Source organism: Micromonospora globbae (assembly GCF_003610785.1).
GTDB classification, from domain to species: Bacteria; Actinomycetota; Actinomycetes; order Mycobacteriales; family Micromonosporaceae; genus Micromonospora; species Micromonospora globbae.
The window spans coordinates 122240-146200 of the sequence record NZ_RAQQ01000006.1; the positions used below are offsets into that span (position 1 = coordinate 122240).

The 23961-nt window shown below is 73.9% G+C and carries 20 protein-coding genes; 11 read left to right on the top strand and 9 right to left on the bottom strand.

The window, feature by feature from the left end:
- Positions 1 to 11: 11 nt before the first annotated feature.
- Positions 12 to 2603, bottom strand: coding sequence for an ATP-dependent chaperone ClpB (gene clpB, locus D7I43_RS10220; protein ID WP_120328192.1), 2592 nt, complete (start codon positions 2601 to 2603; stop codon positions 12 to 14).
- 178 nt (positions 2604 to 2781) lie between these two features.
- Here clpB and D7I43_RS10225 point away from each other — a divergent pair, with 178 nt between their 5' ends.
- The 3 genes from D7I43_RS10225 to D7I43_RS10235 all read left to right on the top strand — a co-directional run bounded on the left by D7I43_RS10225 (position 2782) and on the right by D7I43_RS10235 (position 5105).
- Complete coding sequence (locus D7I43_RS10225; RefSeq protein ID WP_120328193.1) at positions 2782 to 3282, top strand: cation:proton antiporter regulatory subunit; 501 nt, start codon at positions 2782 to 2784, stop codon at positions 3280 to 3282.
- A gap of 7 nt (positions 3283 to 3289) precedes the next feature.
- Positions 3290 to 4495 (top strand): cation:proton antiporter, encoded by a 1206-nt coding sequence (locus D7I43_RS10230; RefSeq protein WP_120328194.1) that lies wholly within the window; start codon positions 3290 to 3292, stop codon positions 4493 to 4495.
- 178 nt (positions 4496 to 4673) lie between these two features.
- A complete protein-coding gene (locus D7I43_RS10235; protein ID WP_120328195.1) occupies positions 4674 to 5105 on the top strand; it encodes a hypothetical protein in 432 nt (143 codons plus the stop codon).
- A 158-nt stretch (positions 5106 to 5263) separates the two neighbouring features.
- Here the strand turns inward: D7I43_RS10235 and D7I43_RS10240 are convergent, their stop codons facing one another.
- The 5 genes from D7I43_RS10240 to dnaK form a co-directional block, all read right to left on the bottom strand.
- A complete protein-coding gene (locus D7I43_RS10240) occupies positions 5264 to 5452 on the bottom strand; it encodes a hypothetical protein (RefSeq protein WP_120328196.1) in 189 nt (62 codons plus the stop codon).
- A gap of 130 nt (positions 5453 to 5582) precedes the next feature.
- Complete coding sequence (locus D7I43_RS10245; RefSeq protein ID WP_120328375.1) at positions 5583 to 6026, bottom strand: heat shock protein transcriptional repressor HspR; 444 nt, start codon at positions 6024 to 6026, stop codon at positions 5583 to 5585.
- Positions 6027 to 6055: 29 nt separating this feature from the next.
- Positions 6056 to 7237 (bottom strand): molecular chaperone DnaJ, encoded by a 1182-nt coding sequence (gene dnaJ / locus D7I43_RS10250; RefSeq protein WP_120328197.1) that lies wholly within the window; start codon positions 7235 to 7237, stop codon positions 6056 to 6058.
- A gap of 85 nt (positions 7238 to 7322) precedes the next feature.
- Positions 7323 to 8084, bottom strand: coding sequence for a nucleotide exchange factor GrpE (grpE, locus tag D7I43_RS10255; RefSeq protein ID WP_120328198.1), 762 nt, complete (start codon positions 8082 to 8084; stop codon positions 7323 to 7325).
- 44 nt (positions 8085 to 8128) lie between these two features.
- Positions 8129 to 9994: a molecular chaperone DnaK gene (gene dnaK, locus D7I43_RS10260; RefSeq protein WP_120328199.1), complete on the bottom strand. Its 1866-nt coding sequence runs from the start codon at positions 9992 to 9994 to the stop codon at positions 8129 to 8131.
- 195 nt (positions 9995 to 10189) lie between these two features.
- Between dnaK and D7I43_RS10265 the strand changes: the two genes are divergently transcribed.
- From D7I43_RS10265 to D7I43_RS10275, 3 genes are all read left to right on the top strand, one after another.
- Positions 10190 to 12001 carry an ABC transporter gene (locus D7I43_RS10265; protein WP_120328200.1) on the top strand — a complete coding sequence of 604 codons (1812 nt, stop codon included), beginning with the start codon at positions 10190 to 10192 and terminating at the stop codon, positions 11999 to 12001.
- 97 nt (positions 12002 to 12098) lie between these two features.
- Positions 12099 to 13763 (top strand): GTPase, encoded by a 1665-nt coding sequence (locus tag D7I43_RS10270; protein WP_120328376.1) that lies wholly within the window; start codon positions 12099 to 12101, stop codon positions 13761 to 13763.
- 54 nt (positions 13764 to 13817) lie between these two features.
- Positions 13818 to 15035 carry a hypothetical protein gene (locus D7I43_RS10275; protein WP_120328201.1) on the top strand — a complete coding sequence of 406 codons (1218 nt, stop codon included), beginning with the start codon at positions 13818 to 13820 and terminating at the stop codon, positions 15033 to 15035.
- Between the two features lie 209 nt (positions 15036 to 15244).
- On the opposite strand, the gene D7I43_RS10280 is transcribed toward D7I43_RS10275, so the two are convergent.
- Together D7I43_RS10280 and D7I43_RS10285 are read right to left on the bottom strand one after the other, a co-directional pair.
- Positions 15245 to 16183: a hypothetical protein gene (locus D7I43_RS10280; RefSeq protein ID WP_240032889.1), complete on the bottom strand. Its 939-nt coding sequence runs from the start codon at positions 16181 to 16183 to the stop codon at positions 15245 to 15247.
- Between the two features lie 134 nt (positions 16184 to 16317).
- A complete protein-coding gene (locus tag D7I43_RS10285; RefSeq protein ID WP_120328203.1) occupies positions 16318 to 17379 on the bottom strand; it encodes an SPFH domain-containing protein in 1062 nt (353 codons plus the stop codon).
- A 73-nt stretch (positions 17380 to 17452) separates the two neighbouring features.
- Here D7I43_RS10285 and D7I43_RS10290 point away from each other — a divergent pair, with 73 nt between their 5' ends.
- Positions 17453 to 18148 carry an NUDIX hydrolase gene (locus D7I43_RS10290; protein WP_120328204.1) on the top strand — a complete coding sequence of 232 codons (696 nt, stop codon included), beginning with the start codon at positions 17453 to 17455 and terminating at the stop codon, positions 18146 to 18148.
- A 52-nt stretch (positions 18149 to 18200) separates the two neighbouring features.
- Here D7I43_RS10290 and D7I43_RS10295 read toward each other — a convergent pair whose 3' ends face one another.
- The gene (locus D7I43_RS10295; RefSeq protein WP_120328205.1) at positions 18201 to 18827 is read right to left on the bottom strand and encodes a phosphatase PAP2 family protein; all 627 of its coding nucleotides are present in this window, start codon (positions 18825 to 18827) and stop codon (positions 18201 to 18203) included.
- A gap of 328 nt (positions 18828 to 19155) precedes the next feature.
- Here D7I43_RS10295 and D7I43_RS10300 point away from each other — a divergent pair, with 328 nt between their 5' ends.
- The 4 genes from D7I43_RS10300 to D7I43_RS10315 all read left to right on the top strand — a co-directional run bounded on the left by D7I43_RS10300 (position 19156) and on the right by D7I43_RS10315 (position 23911).
- On the top strand, positions 19156 to 19599 hold the full coding sequence (locus D7I43_RS10300) for a hypothetical protein (protein ID WP_240032890.1): 444 nt from the start codon (positions 19156 to 19158) through the stop codon (positions 19597 to 19599).
- Positions 19600 to 20247: 648 nt separating this feature from the next.
- The gene (gene pdhA / locus D7I43_RS10305; RefSeq protein ID WP_120328206.1) at positions 20248 to 21423 is read left to right on the top strand and encodes a pyruvate dehydrogenase (acetyl-transferring) E1 component subunit alpha; all 1176 of its coding nucleotides are present in this window, start codon (positions 20248 to 20250) and stop codon (positions 21421 to 21423) included.
- Entirely contained in the window at positions 21423 to 22412 is a 990-nt protein-coding gene (locus D7I43_RS10310) for an alpha-ketoacid dehydrogenase subunit beta (RefSeq protein ID WP_120328207.1), read from the top strand. The genes pdhA and D7I43_RS10310 overlap by 1 nt, the downstream gene beginning before the upstream one ends.
- Positions 22413 to 22417: 5 nt before the next feature.
- On the top strand, positions 22418 to 23911 hold the full coding sequence (locus tag D7I43_RS10315) for a dihydrolipoamide acetyltransferase family protein (protein WP_120328208.1): 1494 nt from the start codon (positions 22418 to 22420) through the stop codon (positions 23909 to 23911).
- The last annotated feature ends 50 nt before the right edge of the window (positions 23912 to 23961 follow it).

Genomic DNA, 23961 nt, shown 5'->3' on the forward strand with positions numbered 1-23961 from the left:
GGACGGGCGGGTCAGGCCGGGGTCACCGACAGGGTGTCCCGGCTCGGCGCCAGGTCGACCTTGACCGTCTGGCCGTCGCGGACCTGTCCGGCCAGCAGGGCCTTGGCGAGCTGGTCGCCGATGGCCGACTGCACGAGCCGCCGCAGCGGGCGGGCCCCGTAGATCGGGTCGTACCCGTGCTCGGCCAGCCAGCTCCGGGCCGCGTCGGTGATCTCCAGGTCGAGCCGCCGGTCGGCGAGCCGGCGCCGCATCCGGTTGAGCTGGATGTCCACGATGGCCCGCAGGTCGTCGCCGCGGAGCGCCGCGAAGACCACCACGTCGTCGAGCCGGTTGAGGAACTCCGGCTTGAAGTGCGATCGGACCACGGCGAGAACGCCCTCGCGGCGCTGCTCCTCGGCGAGCGTCAGGTCGCTGATCACCGACGACCCGAGGTTCGAGGTGAGGATCAGGATCGTGTTGCGGAAGTCCACCGTGCGGCCCTGGCCGTCGGTGAGCCGGCCGTCGTCGAGCACCTGGAGCAGGATGTCGAAGACGTCCGGGTGGGCCTTCTCCACCTCGTCCAGCAGGATCACCGAGTACGGCCGGCGACGCACCGCCTCGGTGAGCTGACCGCCCTCCTCGTAGCCGACGTAGCCGGGCGGGGCACCGACCAGCCGGGCCACGGAGTGCTTCTCGCCGTACTCGCTCATGTCGATGCGGACCATGGCGCGCTCGTCGTCGAAGAGGAACTCGGCGAGCGCCTTGGCCAGCTCCGTCTTGCCGACACCCGTCGGGCCGAGGAACAGGAAGCTGCCGGTGGGCCGGTCCGGGTCGGCGACGCCGGCGCGCGCACGGCGTACGGCGTCGGAGACCGCCGCCACGGCCTCGGCCTGACCGACCACCCGCGCGGCGAGCGACTCCTCCATCCGCAGCAGCTTCGCCGTCTCACCCTCCAGGAGCCGCCCGGCCGGGATGCCCGTCCAGGAGGCGACCACCGCGGCGATGTCGTCGGCGCCGACCTCCTCCTTGAGCATCGCGCCGTCGGCCTGCAGCCGCGCCAGCTCCTCCTCGGCGCGCTTCAGCTCGGCCTTGAGGGCGGGGATCCGCCCGTACCGCAGCTCGGCGGCGCGTTCCAGCTCGCCGTCACGCTCGGCCCGCTCGGCCTCGCCGCTGAGCCGCTCCAGCTCCTCCTTGGCGGTGGACAGCTTGGTGATGTGGTCCTTCTCCAGCTTCCAGCGGTCGGAGAGCGCGGTGAGCTGCTCGCGCTTGTCGGCCAGCTCGCGGCGCAGCCGTTCCAGCCGCTCGGCGGAGGCGTCGTCCGGCTCCTTGGCCAGCGCCATCTCCTCGATCTCCAGCCGGCGCACCGCCCGCTCGATCTCGTCCACCTCCACGGGGCGGGAGTCGATCTCCATCCGGAGACGGGACGCGGACTCGTCGACCAGGTCGATCGCCTTGTCGGGCAGGAACCGGTCGGTGATGTAGCGGTCGGAGAGGGTGGCGGCGGCGACCAGGGCGGCGTCCGTGATGCGTACGCCGTGGTGCACCTCGTAGCGCTCCTTGAGCCCGCGCAGGATGCCGATGGTGTCCTCGATGGTCGGCTCGCCGACCAGCACCGGCTGGAAGCGCCGCTCCAGGGCCGGGTCCTTCTCGATGTGCTCGCGGTACTCGTCGAGCGTGGTCGCACCGACCATGCGCAGCTCACCGCGGGCCAGCATCGGCTTGAGCATGTTGCCGGCGTCCATCGAGCCCTCGCCCTTGCCCGCGCCGACCACGGTGTGCAGCTCGTCGAGGAACGTGATGACCTGCCCGTCGGAGTTCTTGATCTCCTCGAGCACGGACTTGAGGCGCTCCTCGAACTGGCCGCGGTACGACGCGCCGGCGACCATCGCGCCCAGGTCGAGCGAGACGAGCTTCTTGTCCCGCAGCGACTCCGGCACGTCACCGGCGACGATCCGCTGGGCGAGACCCTCGACGATCGCGGTCTTGCCCACGCCCGGCTCGCCGATGAGGACCGGGTTGTTCTTCGTACGCCGCGACAGCACCTGGATGACCCGGCGGATCTCCGAGTCCCGGCCGATCACCGGGTCGATCCTGCCCTCACGGGCGCTCGCCGTGAGGTCGACGCCGTACTTGGCGAGGGCCTGGTAGGTCTGCTCCGGATCGGCGGTGGTGACCCGCCGGTCGCCGCCGCGTACGGTCGGGAACGCGGCGACCAGGTTCTCCTCGGTGGCGCCGGCGTTCCTCAGGGCGACGGAGACCGCGCCACCCACCCGCGCCAGGCCGGCCAGCAGGTGCTCGGTGGACGTGTACTCGTCGCCGAGCGGCCGGGCGATCTGCTCCGCGGCGCCGATGGCGTTGACGAACTCGCGGGCGAGGGTCGGCTCGGCGATGCTGGAGCCGCGCGCGGCGGGCAGGGCGTCGATGGAGCGCTGGGCGACGCGGCGCAGCTCGGCGGCGTCGGCCCCGACGGCGCGCAGCAGGCCCGCGGCGGTCGAGCCCTCGGTGTCCAGCAGTGCGAGCAGCAGGTGCCAGGGTTCCACGGTCGCGTGGCCGCGCTGGTTCGCCAGCGCGACGGCACCGGTGATGGTTTCGCGGCTCTTCGTGGTGAGACGTTCCGTGTTCATGGCTCCCCCGGATCGGCGTGTCCACTAGGAAGGACACAACCAGAGTTGAGCCTATTCCGCTCAACCCTGGCGATGTGACTCCGGTCACTAGCAGGAGATGGAATGTGCGGGATGCGCCCTCCGGAGGGGCGTTCCGCCACTAGGATCTGCGGAAATCGCTGAGCGGTAGCCTTGTCGGGTGCGAGTACGTGTCGAACAGACCGCGCTGCCGGGGATCGGCGTCCGTCACGACCTCGTGACGGAGTCGGGACGCCGGCTGGGCGTGGTCACCCACCGCAACGGTCGTCGTGACCTTGTCCTCTATGACCCAGACGATCCTGATTCGTGCCAGGCTGACGTTCCGCTGACCGACGACGAGGCGGAGGCCCTCGCCGACATCCTCGGCGCGTCACTGATGCTCGGTCAACTCTCCGGGCTGCGCGAACAGGCCGCCGGGCTGCTCACCGAGCAGATCGCCATCCCGGCCGGTTCCCCGTACGTCAATCGGAAGCTCGGCGACACCAAGGCCCGTACGCGGACCGGCGCCTCGATCGTGGCGGTGCTCCGCCAGGGCGAGGTGATCGTCTCGCCGGACCCGGCCTTCCGCTTCGCCGCCGGTGACGTGGTGGTCGTCGTCGGGACCCGCCAGGGTCTCGACGGAGTGACCGCCATCCTCGCCGACAGTGACCCGGACGGCTGAGGCGCGTATGCACGAGACCACAACACTGCTCATAGAAGTTGGCGCGCTGCTCTTCCTGCTGGGCCTGCTCGGCCGGTTGAGCCGCCGTATCGGCCTCTCGCCGATCCCCCTCTACCTGCTCGCCGGCCTGGCGTTCGGGCACGGCGGCCTGCTCCCGCTCAGCGCCAGCGAGGAGTTCTTCGCCGTCGGCGCCGAGATCGGCGTGATCCTGCTGCTCGTGATGCTCGGCCTGGAGTACTCGGCCAGTGAGCTGGTCGGCAACCTCCGTTCCGCGGCGCCGGCCGGGCTGATCGACGGCCTGCTCAACGCGCTGCCGGGGGCCGCGTTCGCGCTGCTGCTCGGTTGGGACTGGGTGGCCGCGCTGGTGCTCGCCGGCATCACCTGGGTCTCCTCCTCCGGTGTGATCGCCAAGGTCCTCGGCGACCTGGGCCGGCTCGGTAACCGCGAGACACCGGTCATCCTCTCGGTCCTGGTGATCGAGGACCTAGCCATGGCGCTCTACCTGCCGCTCGTCACCGCCGTGCTCGCCGGCACCGGCCTGCTGGGCGGCGGCCTGACGCTCGCCATCGCGGTCGGCACCGTGCTGCTGGTGCTCTTCGTCGCCGTCCGCTTCAGCAGCGCCATCTCGACGTTCATGTCCGCGAAGGACCCCGAGGCGCTGCTGCTCGGGGTGCTCGGCATGACGCTGCTGGTGGCCGGCGTCGCGGCCGAACTCCAGGTCTCGGCGGCCGTCGGCGCGTTCCTCGTCGGCATCGCGCTCTCCGGACCGGTGGCCCACCACGCGACGGAGCTGCTCACGCCCCTGCGGGATCTCTTCGCCGCGGTCTTCTTCGTCTTCTTCGGGCTGACGACGGATCCGCGGGAGATCCCGCCGGTGCTGCTGCCCGCGCTCGGGCTGGCGATCGTCACCATGGCGACCAAGACGCTCACCGGGTACCTGGCCGCCCGGCGGGTCGGCATCGCGGAGCCCGGTCGCTGGCGCGCCGGCCTCGCGCTGGTCCCCCGCGGTGAGTTCTCGATCGTCATCGCCGGGCTCGCGGTGGCGGCCGGCAGCGTCGAGCCGCGACTGGCCGCGCTCGCCACGGCGTACGTCCTCATCACCGTCGTGACGGGGCCGCTGTTGGCCCGGCTGCCCGACTTCCCGTGGTTCAAGCGGTGGCTGCACCGCCGCGCGAACGTCCAGCGGCGGGAGCCGGTCCCCGTCCCCGACTGACGCCGCTCGCCCCGAGCCAGCCGGGTCGGCCGTACGGTCGGCCCGGCTCGGCCAACGGTCGGCGAATTGCTCCCTGGAGGGTCTACCGCTACTTACCGGTACCGCGTTACCGTGTCGCCCCAGCAGCCAGGTCCGCAGGTGGCCGTGTCAACTGCGGGCGCGATCGGAAGGTTGGCCGGTGAGCGTGCAGGAGTCGACGTTCCACGGCTTCGCCAATCCCGTCGACCCGTCTCCGGCGGAGTTGCGCGCGTGGGCCTACCACCCCGACTCGGTGCCGCTGACCTCCATGCCGCCGGACTGGGACCTGCTCGTCGCCGGTGACCGGCTGGTGAGCACCCTCTTCGACCTGGCCATGGACCAGTCGTGCCCGGCCCGCCGGTTCGCGCTGCACTGTCTCTACATCTACGCGGCCGACGGGATCCGGACGAACTTCCGCGCACACCCCAAGCGCCGCTTCCGCAAGCTCGTGGAGCAGGCCGAGAAGAACGGCGACGAGTTGATGCGCACCTGGGCGCACAACAGCCGGGTGCTGCTGGCCCGGCCCGAACTCTTCGTCTACCGGGACTGGTGCGAGGGCGGCCTGGTCCGGGAGAACCGCCGGCTCGGCTGAACCGGCGCGGGCGCAGGCCCGGTCGTGGCGTTCCCGGGAACGACGAACGGGCCGGGACCCCCCGTGGCTCCCGGGCCGTCCGTCGCGCCCGACCTCAGGTCGGGCCGCCCTGCCTCCCCGGTCGGATCTCCACCCTGTTCCTGCCGGCCCCGTCGTTCCTACCCGGCCCGTCGTTCCTGCCGGCCCGGTCCGTTGCCGGCGGCCCCCTCGTCCGCGAAGCGTCCCGACTTCACCACGTCGGCGAAGTGCGCCCTCGTGATGTCCCCGAACCGCTTCCGCACCATCTCGGTGACCTTGTCCAGTCGGTCCTCCGCCTGCTGGGCCACCTGCTTCGCCGCCTCCGTCATCGCTCCCCCTGCCATGCCGGTAGGTCCGGATTGTGCGGAAAGGACCCACCTGCAGGCTAACCAGAACGGCCCGGCCCGCGCCGGTGAACCGGTGAGCGGGCCGGGCCGTCGAGGGGCCGGAGAAGTGTGGTCAGCGGTCGGGCCCGCGACGCGGGCGCCAGACCACGAGGGCCGTCGAGGTGCGGTTGGTGGGAACCAGGTCGCGACCGGAGAAGCGGGCCAGCGCCTCCAGCTCGGCGATCCGGCGGTACGCGGCGTCCAGCTCCGCCTCCAGCCGGGCCACCCGCTGCTGGGCCTCCTCGAGCAGGCGCTCCAGGCCGATGATCCGCTTCACGCCGGCGAGGTTGATGCCGTCGTCCTGGCTGAGTCGCTGCACCTCACGCAGCAGCACCACGTCCCGGACGCTGTACCGGCGGCCGCCGCCGGCCGCCCGCCCGGCCTGCACCAGGCCGAGCCGGTCGTACTGGCGCAGGGTCTGCGGGTGCATGCCCGCCATCCGCGCCGCCACCGAGATCATCAGGACCTTCGCCTCGTAGGCAGGGTCATCCGGCGAAGCGGCGAACCCGTCCGACATCCCGCTCACCTCCGCGTCCATCCACAGCCTCAACTGGCTCGACGCACCCGCGCGTCGAGATGTTCCCGGGCCGCCGGCGGCGTGTGCTCGGCGAACGCCTCGAGCGCCGCCCGTGCCTCGTCCGACAGCCGCGCGGGTACCACCACGTCCAGTGTGACCAGCAGGTCGCCCGCCCGCCCGTCCCGGCGGACCACGCCCTTGCCCCGCGCGCGCAGCACCCGTCCGCTCGGCGTACCCGGGGGCACCCGCAGCGTCACGGCGCCGTCGAGCGTGGGCACCCGCAGATCCGTGCCGAGCACGGCCTCCGCGAAGGTGACCGGCACGGTGAGCGTCAGGTCGTCGCCGCTGCGCCCGAAGATCTCGTCGGGCCGGACCTTCACGTGCACGTAGAGGTCGCCCGCCGGACCGCCCCGCTCGCCCGGCTCGCCCCGCCCCGCCAACCGGATCCGCTGGCCGTCGGCCACGCCGGCGGGGAAGCGGACGTTGAGCGTACGTGTCTTGGTCACACCGCCGGTGCCCTGGCACTCCGGGCACTTCTCCTCGACCACCGTGCCGACGCCCTGGCAGTTGCGGCACGGCTCGGAGAAGCTGAACGAGCCCTGGTTGCGGGTCGTCACCCCGGCGCCGTGGCAGACCGGGCAGGCGCGCGGCTGGGTGCCCGGCTTCGCCCCGCTGCCGTGGCAGGTGTCGCAGACACCCGGCGCGCGCAGGGTCAGCGGCAGGGTCACGCCCCGGACCGCGTCCCCGAAGTCGAGCGCCACCTCGGTCTCGATGTCGCGGCCCCGCGCCGGACCACGCGGAGTGGCCGGGCCGGCGGGCCCGCCGGAGAAGATCGAGCTGAACAGGTCCGAGAAGCCGCCGCCGCCGAAGCGTCGCTCTCCCGCGGCCGTCGCGCCTCCGAACAGGTCCGACACGTCGAACGGCATCCCACCCGGCTGGCCCCCGCCCCGGGCGTTGCGTCGGAACGCTCCCGACCCGAACAGGGAGCGCATCTCGTCGTACTCCCGGCGGCGGCCGGGGTCCGACAGCACGTTGTACGCCTCGGAGACGGCCTTGAACCGCTCCTCGGCCTTCGGGTCACCCGGGTTGTGGTCCGGGTGGGACTCCCGGGCCAGCTTGCGGTACGCCTTCTTGATCTCGTCCGCGGAGGCGGCCTTGTCCACGCCGAGCACGGCGTAGAAGTCCTTCTCGATCCAGTCCTTCGAACTCACCGGTCCACCCCCTTCCGACCGTCCTGCCCGGGTCGCCCCGCCCACCGTCCGGCGGGCGGGGCGATCCGGTCACGTCGTCCCGGCACTACTCCGGGTCCGCTACCGCGACCAGCGCCGGCCGCAGGAGCCGCTCACCGAGCTGGTAGCCCCGGCGCATGATCTGCACGCAGGTCGGCTCGGTCACGTCGGCCGAGGTCTGGTGGGCCACCGCCTCGTGCCGGGTCGGGTCGAACGGGTCGCCCTGCTCGCCGAACGGCGTCAGCCCGAACTTCCCGAGCGCCGCGATGAGCTGCTCCGCCACCGATCCGAACGGCCCGACCAGGTCGCCGTGTTCCCGGGCCCGGTCCAGGTCGTCGAGGATCGGCAGCAGTGCGGCCAGCACCGTGCCGGTCGCCTGCTCGGCCACCGCGGCGCGGTCACGCTCCACCCGCTTGCGGTAGTTGGCGTACTCGGCCGTCACCCGTTGCAGGTCGCGGGTGCGCTCGTCGAGGTCGGCCCGGAGCGCCTCCAACTCGGCGCCGAGCGTGGAGCTGGTCGCCGCGTCCACCGGCTCGGCGGGCGCGTCGACCACCGGCGGGCCGGCGGGCGTCGCCCCGTCGACCGTGCCGGCCTCCACCTCGATCTCGTCGACCACGACCTCGGCGTCCTCGACCAGCCCCTCGGCTGGGGCGTCCGTCCCGGCGTCGGCGGCCGTGCCCTCCGGCTCGGCCGGCTGGCTGATCTTGCGGTTGTTGCGGATGACCACCCGCGGCGCGTCACCGGTGGCCGGCTCGGCGGGCGCGGAGCCACCCGGCGTCGACCCGGTGTCCTCCGGGCCGGCAGCTCGTGGCTTCTCCTTCTCCGTCATGCGGCTACCTCATCCCTTCGCCGTGCGCGTGTCGGGGCGGAAGGTCACTTCTTGTCCTCGTCCACGATCTCCGCGTCGACGACGTCGTCGCCGCCACCGGTCTGCCCGCCGGTCGCCCCGGCGCCCGGGCCGGCCTGGCCGGCCTGGCCGCCCGCCTGCTGGCCCTGCTCGGCCTGCTGCTGCGAGTACAGCAGCGAACCGGCCTGCTGGGAGACCTGCGCCAGCCGCTCGTGCGCGGACTTGATCTTCTCGATGTCCTGGCCGCCGAGCGCGCTGCGCAGCTCGCCGAGCGCCTCGTTGAGCTGGTCGCGGTTCTCCGCGGGCAGCTTGTCGCCGCTCTCGGCGAGGAACTTCTCCGTCTGCCACTGGAGCGCCTCGGCCAGGTTGCGGGTCTCGGCCTCCTCGCGGCGGCGCTTGTCCTCCTCCGCGTGTTCCTCGGCGTCGCGGCGCATCCGCTCGATGTCGTCCTTCGGCAGCGAGGAGCCGCCGGTGATGGTCATCTTCTGCTCCTTGCCGGTGCCGAGGTCCTTCGCGTGGACGTTCACGATGCCGTTCGCGTCGATGTCGAAGGTGACCTCGATCTGCGGCACGCCGCGGGGCGCCGGCGGCAGGCCGGTCAGCTCGAAGGTGCCGAGCTTCTTGTTGTAGGCCGCGATCTCGCGCTCACCCTGGAAGACCTGGATCAGCACCGACGGCTGGTTGTCGTCCGCCGTGGTGAAGACCTCGGAGCGCTTGGTCGGGATGGTGGTGTTGCGCTCGATCAGCTTGGTGAAGATGCCGCCCTTGGTCTCGATGCCCAGGCTCAGCGGGGTCACGTCGAGCAGCAGGACGTCCTTGACCTCGCCCTTGAGGACGCCGGCCTGGAGGGCGGCGCCGACGGCCACGACCTCGTCCGGGTTCACGCCCTTGTTGGGCTCCTTGCCGGTCAGCTGCTTCACCAGGTCGGTGACGGCCGGCATACGGGTCGAGCCACCGACGAGGATCACGTGGTCGATGTCCGAGATCTTGATCCCGGCGTCCTTCACGGCCTGCTCGAACGGGCCCTTGCAGCGGTCCAGCAGGTCCTGGGTCATCCGCTGGAACTCGGCACGGCTCAGCGTGACGTCCAGGTGCAGCGGGCCCGCGGACCCCGCCGTGATGTACGGCAGGTTGATGTTGGTGGTGGTGGCGGCCGACAGCTCGATCTTGGCCTTCTCGGCGGCCTCCTTGAGCCGCTGCATGGCCATCTTGTCCTGCGAGAGGTCGATGCCGTGCTCGCCGCGGAAGGTCTTCACCAGGTGGTCGATGATGCGCTGGTCCCAGTCGTCACCACCGAGGTTGTTGTCACCGCTGGTCGACTTGACCTCGATGACGCCCTCGGCCAGCTCGAGCAGGGAGACGTCGAAGGTGCCACCACCGAGGTCGAAGACCAGGACGGTCTGCTCCTTGGAGCCCTTGTCCAGCCCGTACGCCAGGGCGGCCGCGGTCGGCTCGTTGACGATCCGCAGCACGTTGAAGCCGGCGATCTCACCGGCCTCCTTGGTGGCCTGCCGCTGGCCGTCGTTGAAGTAGGCCGGAACGGTGATCACCGCGTCGGTGATCTGCTCGCCCAGGTACGCCTCGGCGTCCCGCTTGAGCTTCATGAGCGTACGGGCCGAGATCTCCTGCGGCGTGTACTTCTTGCCGTCGATGTCCACGGTCCAGTTGGTGCCGATCTCCCGCTTGACCGACCGGATCGTCCGGTCCGGGTTCGTCACCGCCTGCCGCTTGGCGACCTCGCCGACGAGCACCTCGCCGTTGCGGGCGAACGCGACGATCGACGGCGTCGTCCGCGAGCCTTCGGCGTTGGCGATGACGGTGGGCTCACCGCCCTCGAGAACGCTGACGCAGGAGTTCGTCGTGCCGAGGTCGATACCGACCGCACGTGCCATCTTCGCTTCCTCGCTTCGTTGGGTTTGAGCAGGTGACGGGCACCGCCCGCAGCGCACCCACCACAAGTTGAGTGGACTTGACTCAATAGTGCCACGCCCCGGTAGATCGTCAAGTCGAGGTTGAGCCGACTCGACGCAACTCCCGATGCTACCGATCGGTTGTATTCCCTTGCGCCGGTCGGGCACGCTTTAGCGGTGACGACGCACGGGGACCCCGCCACCCAGCCCGGCGCGCCCGACGTCGCCGCCCGCACCGGCCCGCCGGACGCGGAGGACCCGCCCGCCACCGCCGGGGACGAGAGCCTCCCCGGCGCCCTGACCGCCCTGCGGGCCGCGATCGGGGCGGCCCTGTTTCCCCTGGCCCTGCCGTCGGCCGAGGCGGCCCGCCGCGCCGCCGACGGCCTGACCGCCCAGCTCGACGACTACCTGCTGCCCCGGCTCGCCCGGCTCGACGCGCCCCTGCTGGTCGTGGTCGGCGGCTCCACGGGGGCCGGCAAGTCGACCCTCGTCAACAGCCTGGTCAAGGCCCGGGTGAGCGCCGCCGGGGTGCTCCGCCCCACGACCCGCTCGCCGGTGCTGGTCTGCAGCCCGGCCGACTCGTCCTGGTTCCGCCAGGGCGAGCTGCTGCCCGGCCTCACCCGCACCAACGAGCCGAGCGAGGACCCGCGCACCCTCCAGCTCGTCGCCGCCCCGGCGCTCCCGCCCGGGCTCGCGTTCCTCGACGCGCCCGACATCGACTCGGTGGTCGACGCCAACCGGGCGCTCGCCGGCCAACTGCTCGCCGCCGCCGACCTCTGGCTCTTCGTGACCACCGCCGCCCGCTACGCCGACGCCGTCCCCTGGGAGCTGCTGCGCAGCGCCCGGGCCCGCGGCACGGTGATCGCCATGGTCCTCGACCGGGTACCGCCCGAGGCGACCGACGAGATCACCGCTCACCTGTCCGAGATGCTCGCCGAGCAGGGGCTCGGCCAGGCACCGCTCTTCGTGCTGCCGGAGACGTGGGTCGACGGGCAGGGCCTGCTGCCCGAACGGGTCACCGCACCCATGGCCGACTGGTTCGCCCGGCTCGCCGCCGACGCCGGCGCCCGGGCCGCCGTGGTCCGGCAGACGCTGGACGGTGCGCTCGCGGCCCTGCACCCCGCCGTCGAGGGCCTCGCCGACGCGGCCGAGGAGCAGCTCACCGCGGCCGACGCCCTCGACGAGCGGGTGCGGGCCGCGTACCGGTCGGCGCACCGCACGGTCGAGCAGGGGCTGAGCGACGGCCGCCTGCTCCGCGGCGAGGTGCTCGCCCGCTGGCAGGAGTTCGTCGGCACCGGCGAGTTCTTCCGCACCCTGGAGGCCCGCATCGGCCGGCTCCGCGACCGGGTGGTGGCCGCGTTCACCGGCCGTCCGGCGCCCGCCGCCGAACTGCGCACCGCCATCGAGTCCCAGCTCGTAACGCTGCTGCGCGGGGTGGCCGCGGAGGCGGCCGAGCAGGCGTACACCGGGTGGAAGGCCCATCCGGCCGGCGCCGCGCTGCTCGAACCGGACCTCGCCCACCCGGGCGCCGACCTGCCCGCACGGGCCGAGCGGCTGGTCCGCGACTGGCAGCGCGGGGTGCTCGACCTGGTCCGGAAGGAGGGCGGCGACAAGCGCTTCGTGGCCCGCACCGCGGCGTACGCGGTGAACGCCACCGGCCTCGCCGTCATGATCGCCGTCTTCGCGTCGACGGCGTTCATCCCGACCGGGCTCGAGGTGGCCACCGGGGCGGGCACCACCGTGGCCGCGCAGGCCGTGCTCCAGGCGATCTTCGGTGACCAGGCCGTGCGTACGCTCGCCACCCGAGCCCGTGCGGACCTGCTGGAGCGGGTGCGGTCCCTGCTGGACGACGAGGCCGGCCGCTACCTGGCCCTCAGCGCGGCGGCCCGGCCCGGGCCGGAGACCGCGGAGGCCCTGCGCACGGCCGCCGGCCGCGTGGAGACCGCCCGGCGCCGGTCCCGCCTGACCGGCGGAGGATCGGCCACATGAGCGAGCGCAGCGCGCGGATCGTGGGGCACGGCGCCGTGCCGCCTCGTGGTGACGCCGAGTGGAACGGGGTGCCGGCGTGAGCAACGTGGTCGGCCGGATGCGCGAGGCGTTCCGCGGCGACCAGCGCGTCGACCCGGACGTCCTGCTCGCCCGCCTGGACGCCGTACGCCGCTTCCTCGCGGCCGCGGACGGGCACCTGCCGGACGCCCGGCTGGTCCCCGCGCACACCGTGGTCGAGCGGGCCGGCGCCCGGCTGGCCCTCTCCCGCGACCACACCGTGGTGGCGCTCGCCGGCGCCACCGGCAGCGGCAAGTCGAGCCTGTTCAACGCGCTGGCCCGGCTGGAGCTGTCCCCGGTCGGGGTGCGCCGGCCCACCACGGGCGTCGCCCACGCGTGCGTCTGGGGCCCGCCGGAGGGCGCGGCCGGGCTGCTCGACTGGGTCGGCGTCCTGCCGCGGCACCGGTTCGTGCGGGAGAGCGCGCTCGACGGCGACGACGAGGCCGCGCTGCGCGGCCTGGTCCTGCTGGACCTGCCCGACTTCGACTCGGTGCAGTGGTCCCACCGGCTGGAGGTGGACCGCCTGCTCGGGCTGGTCGACCTGGTGGTCTGGGTGGTCGACCCGCAGAAGTACGCGGACCGCGTGATCCACGACAGCTACCTGCGCGAGTTCCACCGCCACCGCGACGTCACGCTGGTCGTGCTCAACCAGGCCGACCGGCTCCCCCCGGCCGAGCTGCCCAAGGTGCTGGCCGACCTGCGGCGGCTGCTCGACGCGGACGGGCTGGACGGCGTACCCCTGATCGCGACGACCGCCACGGAACCGGCCGGCATCGCCGACCTGCGCGCGACGCTCGAACGGACCGTCGCCGAGCGCCAGGCGGCGCTGCGCCGGCTCGCCGGCGACGTGGACACCGTGGTGGCGGACCTGGGCGAACTGGTCGGCACCGACCGCCCGGCCGCCGGCCCGGACGCCGCGACGACCGATACGTTGACCCGCGCCCTCGCGGGAGCGGCCGGTGTGCCGGCCGTCACGGAGGCGGTGCGGCAGGCGTACCGCCACCGGGCCGCGGCGAGCACGGGCTGGCCCCTGGTGCGCGGCTGGCGGCGGCTGCGCCCCGACCCGCTGCGCCGGCTCCACCTGCCCGGCACGGCCGGCGGGGGCACCGACCCGGCGGAGAGCCTCGTGGCCGCGACCTCGGTGCCCGACCCGACGGCCGCCCAGCGTTCCGCGCTCGGGCTGGCCATCCGGTCGGTGGCCGAGCACGCCGCCGCGGACCTGCCGGGGGCCTGGCCCACGGCGGTCACCGACGCGGCGCGGTCCCGCCTCGGCGACCTGCCCGACGCGCTCGACCGGGCGGTGGCCGGCACGGATCTCGGCCTGGACCGCCGGCCGCTCTGGTGGCGGTTCGTCGGCACCGGGCAGTGGCTGGTGACCCTCGCCGCGGTGGTCGGGCTCGGCTGGCTGGTGCTCGGCTACGTGGTCCGGGCGCTCGGCCTGCCCGCGCTGGAGAACCCGACCGTGGGCGTGGTGCCGCTGCCCACCGTGCTGCTGCTCGGTGGACTGCTCGCCGGCCTGCTGCTCGCGGCGCTGACCCGGCCCCTGGTCCGCTGGGCGGCCGTACGGGCCCGCCGCCGGGCCGAGCAGCGGCTCGTCACGGCCGTGGCGGCGGTGGGCGACGAGTACGTGCTCGCCCCGGTGCGGGGCGTCCTCGCCCGGTACGCCGAGGCGCGGGACGCCCTGCGCGACGCGTCCCGCCGCTGACCCCGCGGGGTCGCTACGGCTGCCGGTACGCCGCGTCCGGCGTAGGGTCGGCACATGGCTCCTCCCCGGACCCCGTACGACGCGGTGCTGCACGCCGCCCGCGACGTGACGCGGCTGGACTGCGCCCTGGACGCCGAGATGCTCGGCGCCGCGCTGCTGGGCAGCGTGTACGCGATCGCGGAGACCGATCGCAGCGCCGCCGTCCGCGAGTTCGTCGGCGGTTTCCTCGCGGCCACGTCCCGCCGGCGCACCGCCGCCGCGACCACCATCCGCTCCGTGTTCGCCACCCTCGTGCCCGACGCCGAGGGCGCCGCGCGGGTCCGGCCCGGCAGCCAGGCGCCGGCCTGGTCCGGCCAGCTCGGGCGGGTGCACCTGACCGGCAGCTGGGCGTACGGCGACGTGTACGGCGACCAGACCTCCTACGTCGCCACGTTCGCGTACGACGACGACGCGGGCGGCCCGGAGCACGCGATGGTGGCGCTGATCGACCACAACATCGGCATCACGAAGGACATCTTCGTCGGCGGGCCGGCCGAACGGATCCTCGACCAGGTGCGGCAGATGTGCGCGGCCGACGAGCTGACCTGGTTCCGGGAGGAGGACCCGGCCCGGATCCGCGGCGAGGTGGCCCGCCACCTCGCGGTCACCGACGACCTCGGCGAACTGCCCGGCGAGGGCGCGCTCGCCACGGACCGGGCGCTCGCCGGCGCGCGGCTCGCCGTGCTGCCCGCCGCGCCGGCCACCGCACCGCCGGTCGCCGAGCCGCTCTCGGCGGACGAGCGGACCCGGCTGGTCCGGCGTTTCCTCGCCTCGCCCGAGGCCGCGCGGGCCGGGCTGGACACCGTCGACGACGCGGAGCTGGCCTCGCTACACTTCTGCCTCGGCCTGCTGCTGGACCACGCGGCGAGCTTCCCGGACGCCGACCCGCTGCGGTGGAGCCCGGCCGTCGCCGGCCTGTTCCTGCTGGACTGGGTGCACCGGCGGGCCGTGCTGGACATGGACGACGCCGCCATGCTGCCGCGGGTGCTGCGGGCCTGGGCCCGGTACGCCGCCCGGCAGCGGGGGCTCCCGGCGATCGCCGTGGCGCAGACCGACGCGGCGATCGAGGAGATGGTGCCGGAGTTCGCCCGCCTGTACAGCACCGGGGAGCGGCGCAGCCCGGCCACCGCGGCAGTGGCCGAGCTGATCGCCGACGGGGTGGACCTGGACGACCCGGCCGCCCTGCACGCCTGGATCGAGGCCAACCGCCACCGCCTGACCGACCCCGACTGACCCCCACCCGCCCCGACTGAGCCCCACCCGCCGGGCCCGCCCCCGCGCGCCCCCTCCTCCGTCCGACGATCATGAGGTTGGCGGGGAGTTCGATCTCCGATTCCCCCGCCAACCTCATGATCAACGGGGAGGGTGGCGGGCCGTCAGGGCTCGACGAGGTTCAGGCGGCGGGAGGGTGCCGGGAGGGCGGCGGGGAGGGTGGCGGGCCGTCAGGGCTCGACGAGGTTCAGGCGGCGGGAGGCCACCGAGACGGTGAGCCGCTGTCCCCAGTCCAGGGTCAGCCGGTCGGCCTCGAGGCCGTCGGCGAAGACCACCAGACCGTCGGACTCGGCCACCAGCTCCAGGCGCTCGCCGCCGTCGAGGCGGCCGGTCGTGAGCGCCACCCCGGTGACCGGGGACGGCCACGCCTCCCGTACGAACCAGCAGAGCGCGGCCTCCTCCGGGGCGGGCGGACGCGGCGCACCCGGACGGTCCCGCGCGATGGACGCACACCAGCCGGTCGCCCCCGTACCGCTGCCGACCACCACCCCGGAGGAGGAGTGCCGCTCCCGCCGGATCCGCCCGGGCTCCCCGACCGACAGGAGGTAGCGCGCGGACTGGTGGGAGGCGTGCCCCACGTACACCTCGTTGAGGCCGACCAGCTCCTGGCCGTCGTCGAGCGCGGCCCGGACCATCGTCCGGGCCCGCGTCGGCGCCGCACCGGCCGCGACCGCCGGCAGCAGTGCGGCCAGCGCGGCGGCCCGGTGCCGCACCAGGACGCCGGCGTTGCGCCCGGGCTCCGGGTCCACGCCGATCACCGGCTGCCCCGCGAGGTACTTGGCGACGTTGGCCACCAGCCCGTCCTGGCCGACGGCGACCACCACGTCCTCGGGGCCGAAGAGGAACCGCGGCAGGTCCGACCGGTCGACCGCCCCACGCCGCCAGTCGGCGGGTACGGCCGCGCCGACCGCCGTGAGCGCCGCCTGGAGCGCGTCGTGCCGCTCGACCACCTCGGCCAGCGTGCGGCCCCGTTCCCGCAGGTACCAGTCGGCCGCCGCCCGGGTGCCGTGCCGGGCCACCAGTTCGTCGAGTTCGCTGCGCCGGCTCACCACGACCACCCGCGGGGCGAGGGTGCCGCCGCCAGCACCCACCGGCCCCGCACGGCCCACAACCGCGCTACTCGCCGACCCCGCACCGTTCACCGGCCCGGCGCCGCTCGCCGGCCCCGGCCCGGCGCTCACCGGCCCCCTCCCGCCGGTGAGCGCCGGAACCCCGGACCCGGCCCGATCGCCACGCGCATCCCTCATCGCGCCGGAGTCAGTCGGGCCAGCAGGTCGGTGAGCAGGTCGGGCGTGACGGTGAGCTGCCCGATCTGCGGCAACTGCCCGGCCAGCTCGCGGACGGCGAGGGTCTGGAGGACCGCCGGCGGCAGCTCGGCGTACGCGGCGAGCTTGGCCGCCTCCGCCTCGGCCTCGGCGTGCCCGACCGCCCGTACGCCCTCGGCCCGGGCGGCGGCGAGCGTCCGTTCCTTGTCCGCCTCGACGCCCGCCAGCACCCGGGCGCGGTCGGCGGCCGCGGCGGTGGCGACCTTCTCCCGCTCCGCCTTGCCCTGGGCGGCGGCCAGCTCGGCGGCGGCGTCCAGTTCAACCTTGCGCCGCGAGTTCGCGCCGTGCTGTTCGACGAGCTGCTGCTCGCGCCGGGCCAGCTCGATCTTGTTCTGCAGCTCGTTCTCGGCGATCGACCGTTCCTGCTCGACGGCCTGCGCCCGGCGGGCGTACGTGGCCCGGTCGGCCTCGACCTGCACCGCCTCCCGCGTCGGGGTCTGCAGGGCGCGTTCGAGTTCGGGTTCGGGCCGGATGGCGACCACCCGGGCGCTGACCACCGCGACGCCGACGTCGGCGAGCCTCGGCTCGGCTGCCAGGGTCGCCGCGACCGCCTCCCGCACCGGCGCGATGGCGGCGAGCGCCTCGGCCAGCGGCATCCGGGCGAGCAGGTCGAGGGCGGGCTGCTGGGCCAGCTCGGCGAGGAGGGTGGCGACCTGGTCGAGCGGGCGGGAACGGGCCCGGCCGGTCCGCGGGTCGATGGAGAAGTCGAGTCGGCGGGCGGCCAGCGCGGGGTCGGCCACCCGGTAGGTCACCGTCGCCTGGACGGTGATGTCGGCGAAGTCCTCCGTGCGGGCGTGGAAGAGCAGCGGCAGCTCCCGGTCGTCGACCGGCACCTCGCTGAGCACCGCCCGCAGGGGCCGGTACCAGAACGACAGGCCGGTCCCCTCCCGGCGGACCCGGTCGCCCACCTGCAACCGGACCCAGCTCGTCGGCGTCCCGCGCAGGTGGCGCAGGAAGGCCCTTCTCGTCACGTCGGCCATGGCCGCACCTCCATTTCTCGTCACTCCGACGATAACCGCTCTGCTAGATTATCGTCAAGGTGGTGATAAACAGATGGCCGAGTACCCGCCCTTCGCGGTGACCGTCGACCTCGTGGTGCTGACCGTCCGGTCCGACGAGCTGAACGTGCTGCTGGTCCGGCGCGGCGTCGAGCCGTACCGGGGGCGGTGGGCGCTGCCGGGCGGCTTCGTCCACGTCGACGAGGACCTGCCCGCCGCGGCCGTCCGCGAGTTGACCGAGGAGACCGGCCTCGCCGAGCCGGCCGGTCACCTGGAACAGCTCGGCACGTACGGCCGGCCGGACCGCGACCCGCGCGGGCGGGTGGTCACGGTGGCCTGGCTGGCCCTCCTGCCCGACCTCGACCGCCCGGTCGCGGGCACCGACGCCGCCTCGGCGGAGTGGCTGCCGGTCGCGGCGCTCCGGCCCGGCCAGCTCGCCTTCGACCACGACCGGATCCTGGCCGACGGCGTGGAACGGGCCCGCGCGAAGCTCGAGTACACCTCGCTGGCCGCCGCGTTCTGCCCGCCGGAGTTCACCGTCGCGCAGCTGCGCACCGTCTACGAGACCGTCTGGGGCACCCGCCTCGACCCGCGCAACTTCCACCGGAAGGTGACCGGCACACCGGGGTTCGTGGAGCCGGTGGGGCGGTCCACCGAGGGCGAACGGGGGCGGCCCGCGCAACTGTTCCGCCGCGGCCCCGCCGAGCTGCTGCACCCGCCGATGCTCCGCCCCACCGCCGATCGGCCATGAGGTTGGCGGGCATCTCGATCTCCGACGACGCCGCTCATGCGGTGGGTGCGGCTCAGTTGAGCGCCGCGAACACCGCGCCGGCCACCAGCCCGCCCACCAGGCCACCGACGAGCACCTGCGGCACGGTGTGGTCCCGCAGCCGGACCCGGGACCAGCCCACGAGGACGAGCAGCGGCACGGCGGCCAGGAGCGGGGCCCCGAACGTGAGGATCAGGATCACCACCGTGCCGGCGGCCACCGCCGAGTGGATCGACATCTTCCACCAGTGGCTCACGGCCACCGCCACCACGAGGCCGATGGCCCCCGCCACGACGAGCGCCAGCACCGGCCTGGGCGCGCCGAGCGCCGCCAGCAGGGCGAGGCCCGCGACGACCGAGCAGAGGCCGACGAGCAGCGGTACGCGACGCTGCTCGCGCAGCCCGACGTGATGGTCGGTGAGGCGTCCCCGACGCACCCCGCCGACGATGTACGCGAACGGGATGCCGCTGACGAAGAGGACGGCGAGCAGGCCCCACCCGAGCCCGCCCAGCCCGCCCGCCGTGCTGTGCCAGCCGACGGCGAGCGTCAGCAGCGAGACCAGCACCGCCGGCGCCGACAGCTCGGTGACGAGCCGGGCGAACCGCAGCGTCGGGCCGGGTCGGGGCGCGGCACGCCGACGGGATTCCGCACCGCCGCCCACGCCGTCTCCTCCACGTGCACCCGCCGGCCCGGACCGGCCGGACGGCTCAGCCGCTCCTGATCGTCACCGTACCGGCCGCGGCTCGACCGAGGGCCCGCCAACGGGTTCCGCCACGGACGGGGCGACACCGCCCGTCGGCGACGGAGCGCCGCTCGCGCTCCGCTCCGGCGTGGGGCGGGGTCCGACGGTCGGACGGACGCTGGCGGTCGGCCGGGGGACGTCCGTCGTGCTCGGGGACGGGTCGGTGGGCTCCGGTGGATCCTCGGGCGGCACCGGATCGGTGGGGTCGGCCGTCGGGGTCGGCGTGACGGGCCGGGGCGGTGACGGCGTGACCGTGTCGGACGGGGACGGACTGACGGTCGGCTCGTCGGTCGGCGAGACGCTGGGCGACGGGCTCGGCGTGACGGGCGGCCGGGCCGGCGGCGGCGCGGTCCGCGTGGGGCGTGGCGCCGGGCGTACGGGCCGCCGGGGCGGCTCGACCGCCCCGCGGGTCGGGTCCACCTCGCGGGCGCCCGACCGGTCCGGCTCCCGGGTCGGGAAGTCGGCCGACCAGCCGCTCACCGCCGTCGGGCTGCCCGTGGAGCGCGGCGGCACGGCCGCCTGGCTGCTCGTCGGCAGCGGGACGACCACCGGCCCCACGCTGGGTGTCGGGATGAACGGGGTGCCGTGGTCGGGCAGCGCCGTGCTGCCCACGGTGGCGGAGCCCGCGCTGATCGCCGCGAGGATCGGCATCGACGCGGTGCCGGCCAGCAGCGCGACAGTGAAGAGATAACCCCGCGGCGGACCGGCGGAGCCGGGGGCCCGGTGCGCCCCCACCACCCGTCGGTAGCCACCCGCCGCCCGGTGCCGGCCGAGCAGCGGCGTGGGGGGACCGTCGGCCGGCTCGGACACCAGCGCCTCCCTCTGGTCGATCGTGGACAGTCGGGTCGGGGAGCCGGGCACGCAGGGGTGCGGCAAAACACCCGATCGCGGCGAACCCGCCGGGAATCAGGGTGGCGGAGTGACGCTGGGTTGACCAGCCCTCTACAGCGTGTCGACATGCCCAACTGCCCGAACGGTGACGAACCATGACCGGATCGTCGTCGGGCGCGCCGCGCGCCGTTGTTGACAAAGGCCGCGAAGCGATCGGTGCCCGAACGAGCAGGCCGGGCGTACTGTGGGCCCCCTCACCTCCTCTGCGAATATGGAGCACGACGGCAACGCAGCCGCGGCCTCCGCGCACCCTCGCGGCAGGCGCGGCGGGACGCCGGCGCTCCCGAACCGGGTTCGGCCAACTGAATCCGGCTCACGCCGCGCGGCAACCCCCCACCGGGGCTAGGCGCGGCCGCCAGGAACCGGTCCGGCATCAGCCGGGCAGGCGCAGGATTTGCGCGGCCGGGTGACCCCCCGGTGCCGACGCAGACACGACAGGGAGAGACGGATGGCAAAGGGCGACCCCGGGTCCACCACCCGCAGCAGGCGGGCCGCACCCCGGTCCAGGAAGGGCGCGGTCGGCGACCCCGAACTTGTACAACTGCTCACCCCCGACGGCGAGCGCGTCGACAGCGTCACCGGGCCGGACGGCACCGTGTACCGCGTCGACTTCACCGACGAGGAGTACCGCGGCCTCTACCGCGACCTGGTGCTCGTACGGAAGCTGGACGCCGAGGCCACCGCTCTCCAGCGGCAGGGTGAGCTGGGCATCTGGGCGAGCCTGCTCGGCCAGGAGGCGGCGCAGGTCGGCTCCGGGCGGGCGTTGCGCCCGCAGGACATGGCCTTCCCGACCTACCGGGAGCACGGCGTCCTCTACTGCCGGGGCATCGACCCGATCATGCCGCTCGGCCTGTTCCGGGGCGTCGACCAGGGCGGCTGGGACCCGAACGAGTTCAAGTTCAACATGTACACGATCGTGATCGGGGCGCAGACCCTGCACGCGACCGGGTACGCCATGGGCGTCGCCATGGACGGCCGGACCGGCACCGACGACGGCGAGGCGGTCATCGCGTACTTCGGTGACGGCGCCAGCAGCCAGGGCGACGTCAACGAGGCCTTCGTCTGGGCCGGCGTCTTCAACGCGCCGCTCGTCTTCTTCTGTCAGAACAACCAGTACGCGATCTCCGAGCCGCTGGAGCGGCAGACCCGGATCCCGCTCTACCAGCGGGCCGCGGGCTTCGGCTTCCCGGGCGTACGCGTGGACGGCAACGACGTGCTCGCCTCGTACGCGGTGACCCGGCACGCGCTGGACAACGCCCGGCACGGGCAGGGCCCGAGCCTCATCGAGGCGTACACCTACCGGATGGGCGCGCACACCACCTCCGACGACCCGACCCGCTACCGGATCGCGAGCGAGGTCGAGGCGTGGCAGGCCAAGGACCCGATCGCCCGGATGAAGGCGTTCCTCGAGAAGCAGAAGATCGCCGACGCCGACTTCTTCGCCGAGGTCGACGAGCAGGCCAAGCGGGAGTCGGTGCACCTGCGCGAGCGCGTGCTCGCGATGCCCGACCCGGAGCCGACCAGCCTCTTCGACCACGTCTATCCCCACGGCTCGCCCCTGCTCGACCAGCAGCGCGAGCAGTTCAGCCGGTACCTGGAGTCGTTCGAGGGGAGCGCGCACTGATGGCCACGGAGACGCTCACCATTGGCAAGGCCCTCAACGTGGGCCTGCGTCGCGCCCTCGAGAACGACCCGAAGGTCGTCATCATGGGCGAGGACGTCGGCAAGCTCGGCGGTGTCTTCCGGATCACCGACGGGCTCCAGAAGGACTTCGGCGACCAGCGGGTGATCGACACCCCGCTCGCCGAGTCCGGCATCATCGGCACCGCGGTCGGCCTGGCCATCCGCGGCTACCGGCCGGTCTGCGAGATCCAGTTCGACGGCTTCGTCTACCCCGCGTACGACCAGATCGTGTCGCAGGTGGCGAAGATGCACTACCGCTCCCGCGGGAAGCTGCGGATCCCCATGGTGATCCGGATCCCGTTCGGCGGCGGCATCGGCGCGGTCGAGCACCACTCCGAGTCGCCCGAGGCGTACTTCTCGCACACCGCCGGCCTCAAGGTGGTCTCCTGCGCGAACCCGCAGGACGCGTACGTGATGATCCAGCAGGCCATCGCGTCGGACGACCCGGTCGTCTTCCTGGAGCCGAAGCGGCGCTACTGGGAGAAGGGCCCGGTCGACGTGGACGCGCCGCTGGCCGACGCGTACCCCCTGCACGCCGCGCGGGTCGCCCGCCCCGGCACCGACGCCACCCTGCTGGCGTACGGGCCGATGGTGCGCACCTGCCTGGACGCGGCGACCGCCGCCGCCGAGGACGGCCGCGAGCTGGAGGTCATCGACCTGCGTACGCTGTCGCCGCTCGACCTCGGCGTGGTGTACGAGTCGGTGCGGCGCACCGGCCGGGCCGTGGTGGTGCACGAGGCGCCGTCCAACGTGGGTCTCGGCGCCGAGATCGCGGCGCGGATCACCGAGGAGTGCTTCTACTCGCTGGAGGCGCCGGTGCTGCGCGTGACCGGCTTCGACACCCCCTACCCGGCGGCCCGGGTGGAGGAGGAGTACCTGCCCGACCTCGACCGGGTGCTCGACGCCGTCGACCGCACCTTCGGCTGGTGAGCGGCATGTCACGGATCAAGGAGTTCAACCTTCCCGACCTGGGTGAGGGCCTGACCGAGGGCGAGATCCTCAGCTGGCTCGTGAAGGTCGGCGACATCGTCGAGCTGAACCAGCCGATCGTCGAGGTGGAGACGGCCAAGGCGGCCGTGGAGATCCCGGCGAAGTGGGCCGGTCGGGTGCAGGCGATCTTCCACCCGGAGGGCACCACGGTCGAGGTCGGCACCCCGATCATCGCGATCGACACCGACCCCGACGCCGGCCCGATCGAGACTCCCGAGGCGCCGTCGGGCGCCGCGGGCGACCTGCCCACGCCGTCGGCCGCCTCGCTGGCCGCGGTGGAGGTGGCACCGGCCGAGGGCATGGTCGAGCCGGGCCTGATCGGTGGCCCCGCGCCGGGCGGACGTACCGCGGTGCTGGTCGGTTACGGCCCGCGGACGACGGCGGCCAAGCGTCGCCCGCGCAAGGGCGTCGTCCCGGCACAGACCGCCACGGCCGCGGCGGCGGCTCCGGCGCAGCCCGCCCCGACGCAGCCCGCCGCGACGGCGGCTCCGGCCGCGCCGGTCGTCCCGGCACCGGCCGCGCCGGCCGGGAGCAACGGGCACACCGCTACGGCGGGCACGGTGCTGGCGAAGCCGCCGGTGCGCAAGCTCGCCAAGGACCTGGGCGTCGACCTCCGGACGCTCACCGGGTCCGGGCCGCTGGGCTCGATCACCCGTGAGGACGTCCAGCGGGCCGCCACGGCGGCGACCGAGCCGGCGCCGGCCACCGCCACCGTCACCGCGGCGGCGAGCTTCGGCGCGGACCGCGAGCAGCGCGTCCCGGTCAAGGGGGTACGCAAGCTCACCGCCGAGAACATGTCCCGCTCGGCGTTCACGGCGCCGCACGTCACCGAGTTCCTGACGGTCGACGTGACCCGCGCCATGAAGGCGCTGGACCGGCTGCGCAAGCGCCGGGAGTGGCGCGACGTCCGCATCTCGCCGCTGCTGCTGGTCGCCAAGGCCGTGCTGCTCGCCGTCAAGCGGCACCCGATGATCAACTCGACCTGGGCAGGCGACGAGATCGTCGTGAAGGAGTACGTCAACCTGGGCATCGCGGCGGCGACCGAGCGCGGGCTCATCGTGCCGAACATCAAGGACGCCGGCCGGCTCTCGCTCCGCGAGCTGGCCGACGCGCTGACCGACCTGGTGCAGACGGCCAAGGCCGGCCGCACCTCGCCGGCGGACATGTCCGGCGGCACCCTCACCATCACCAACGTGGGGGTGTTCGGTGTGGACACCGGCACGCCGATCCTGCCGCCGGGCGAGTCGGCGATCCTGGCCTTCGGCGCGATCCGCGAGATGCCGTGGGTGCACAAGGGCAAGGTCCGCCCGCGCCAGGTCACCACGCTGGGCCTCTCCTTCGATCACCGGATCATCGACGGTGAGCTCGGGTCGAAGTTCCTCCGGGACGTGGGGGACTTCCTCGCCGACCCCGAGGCGGCGTTGCTCGCCTGGACCTGACCGGTCCGTCGCACCAGCCACGGCCGGTGTGCCAGGGATGAACTCCCGGC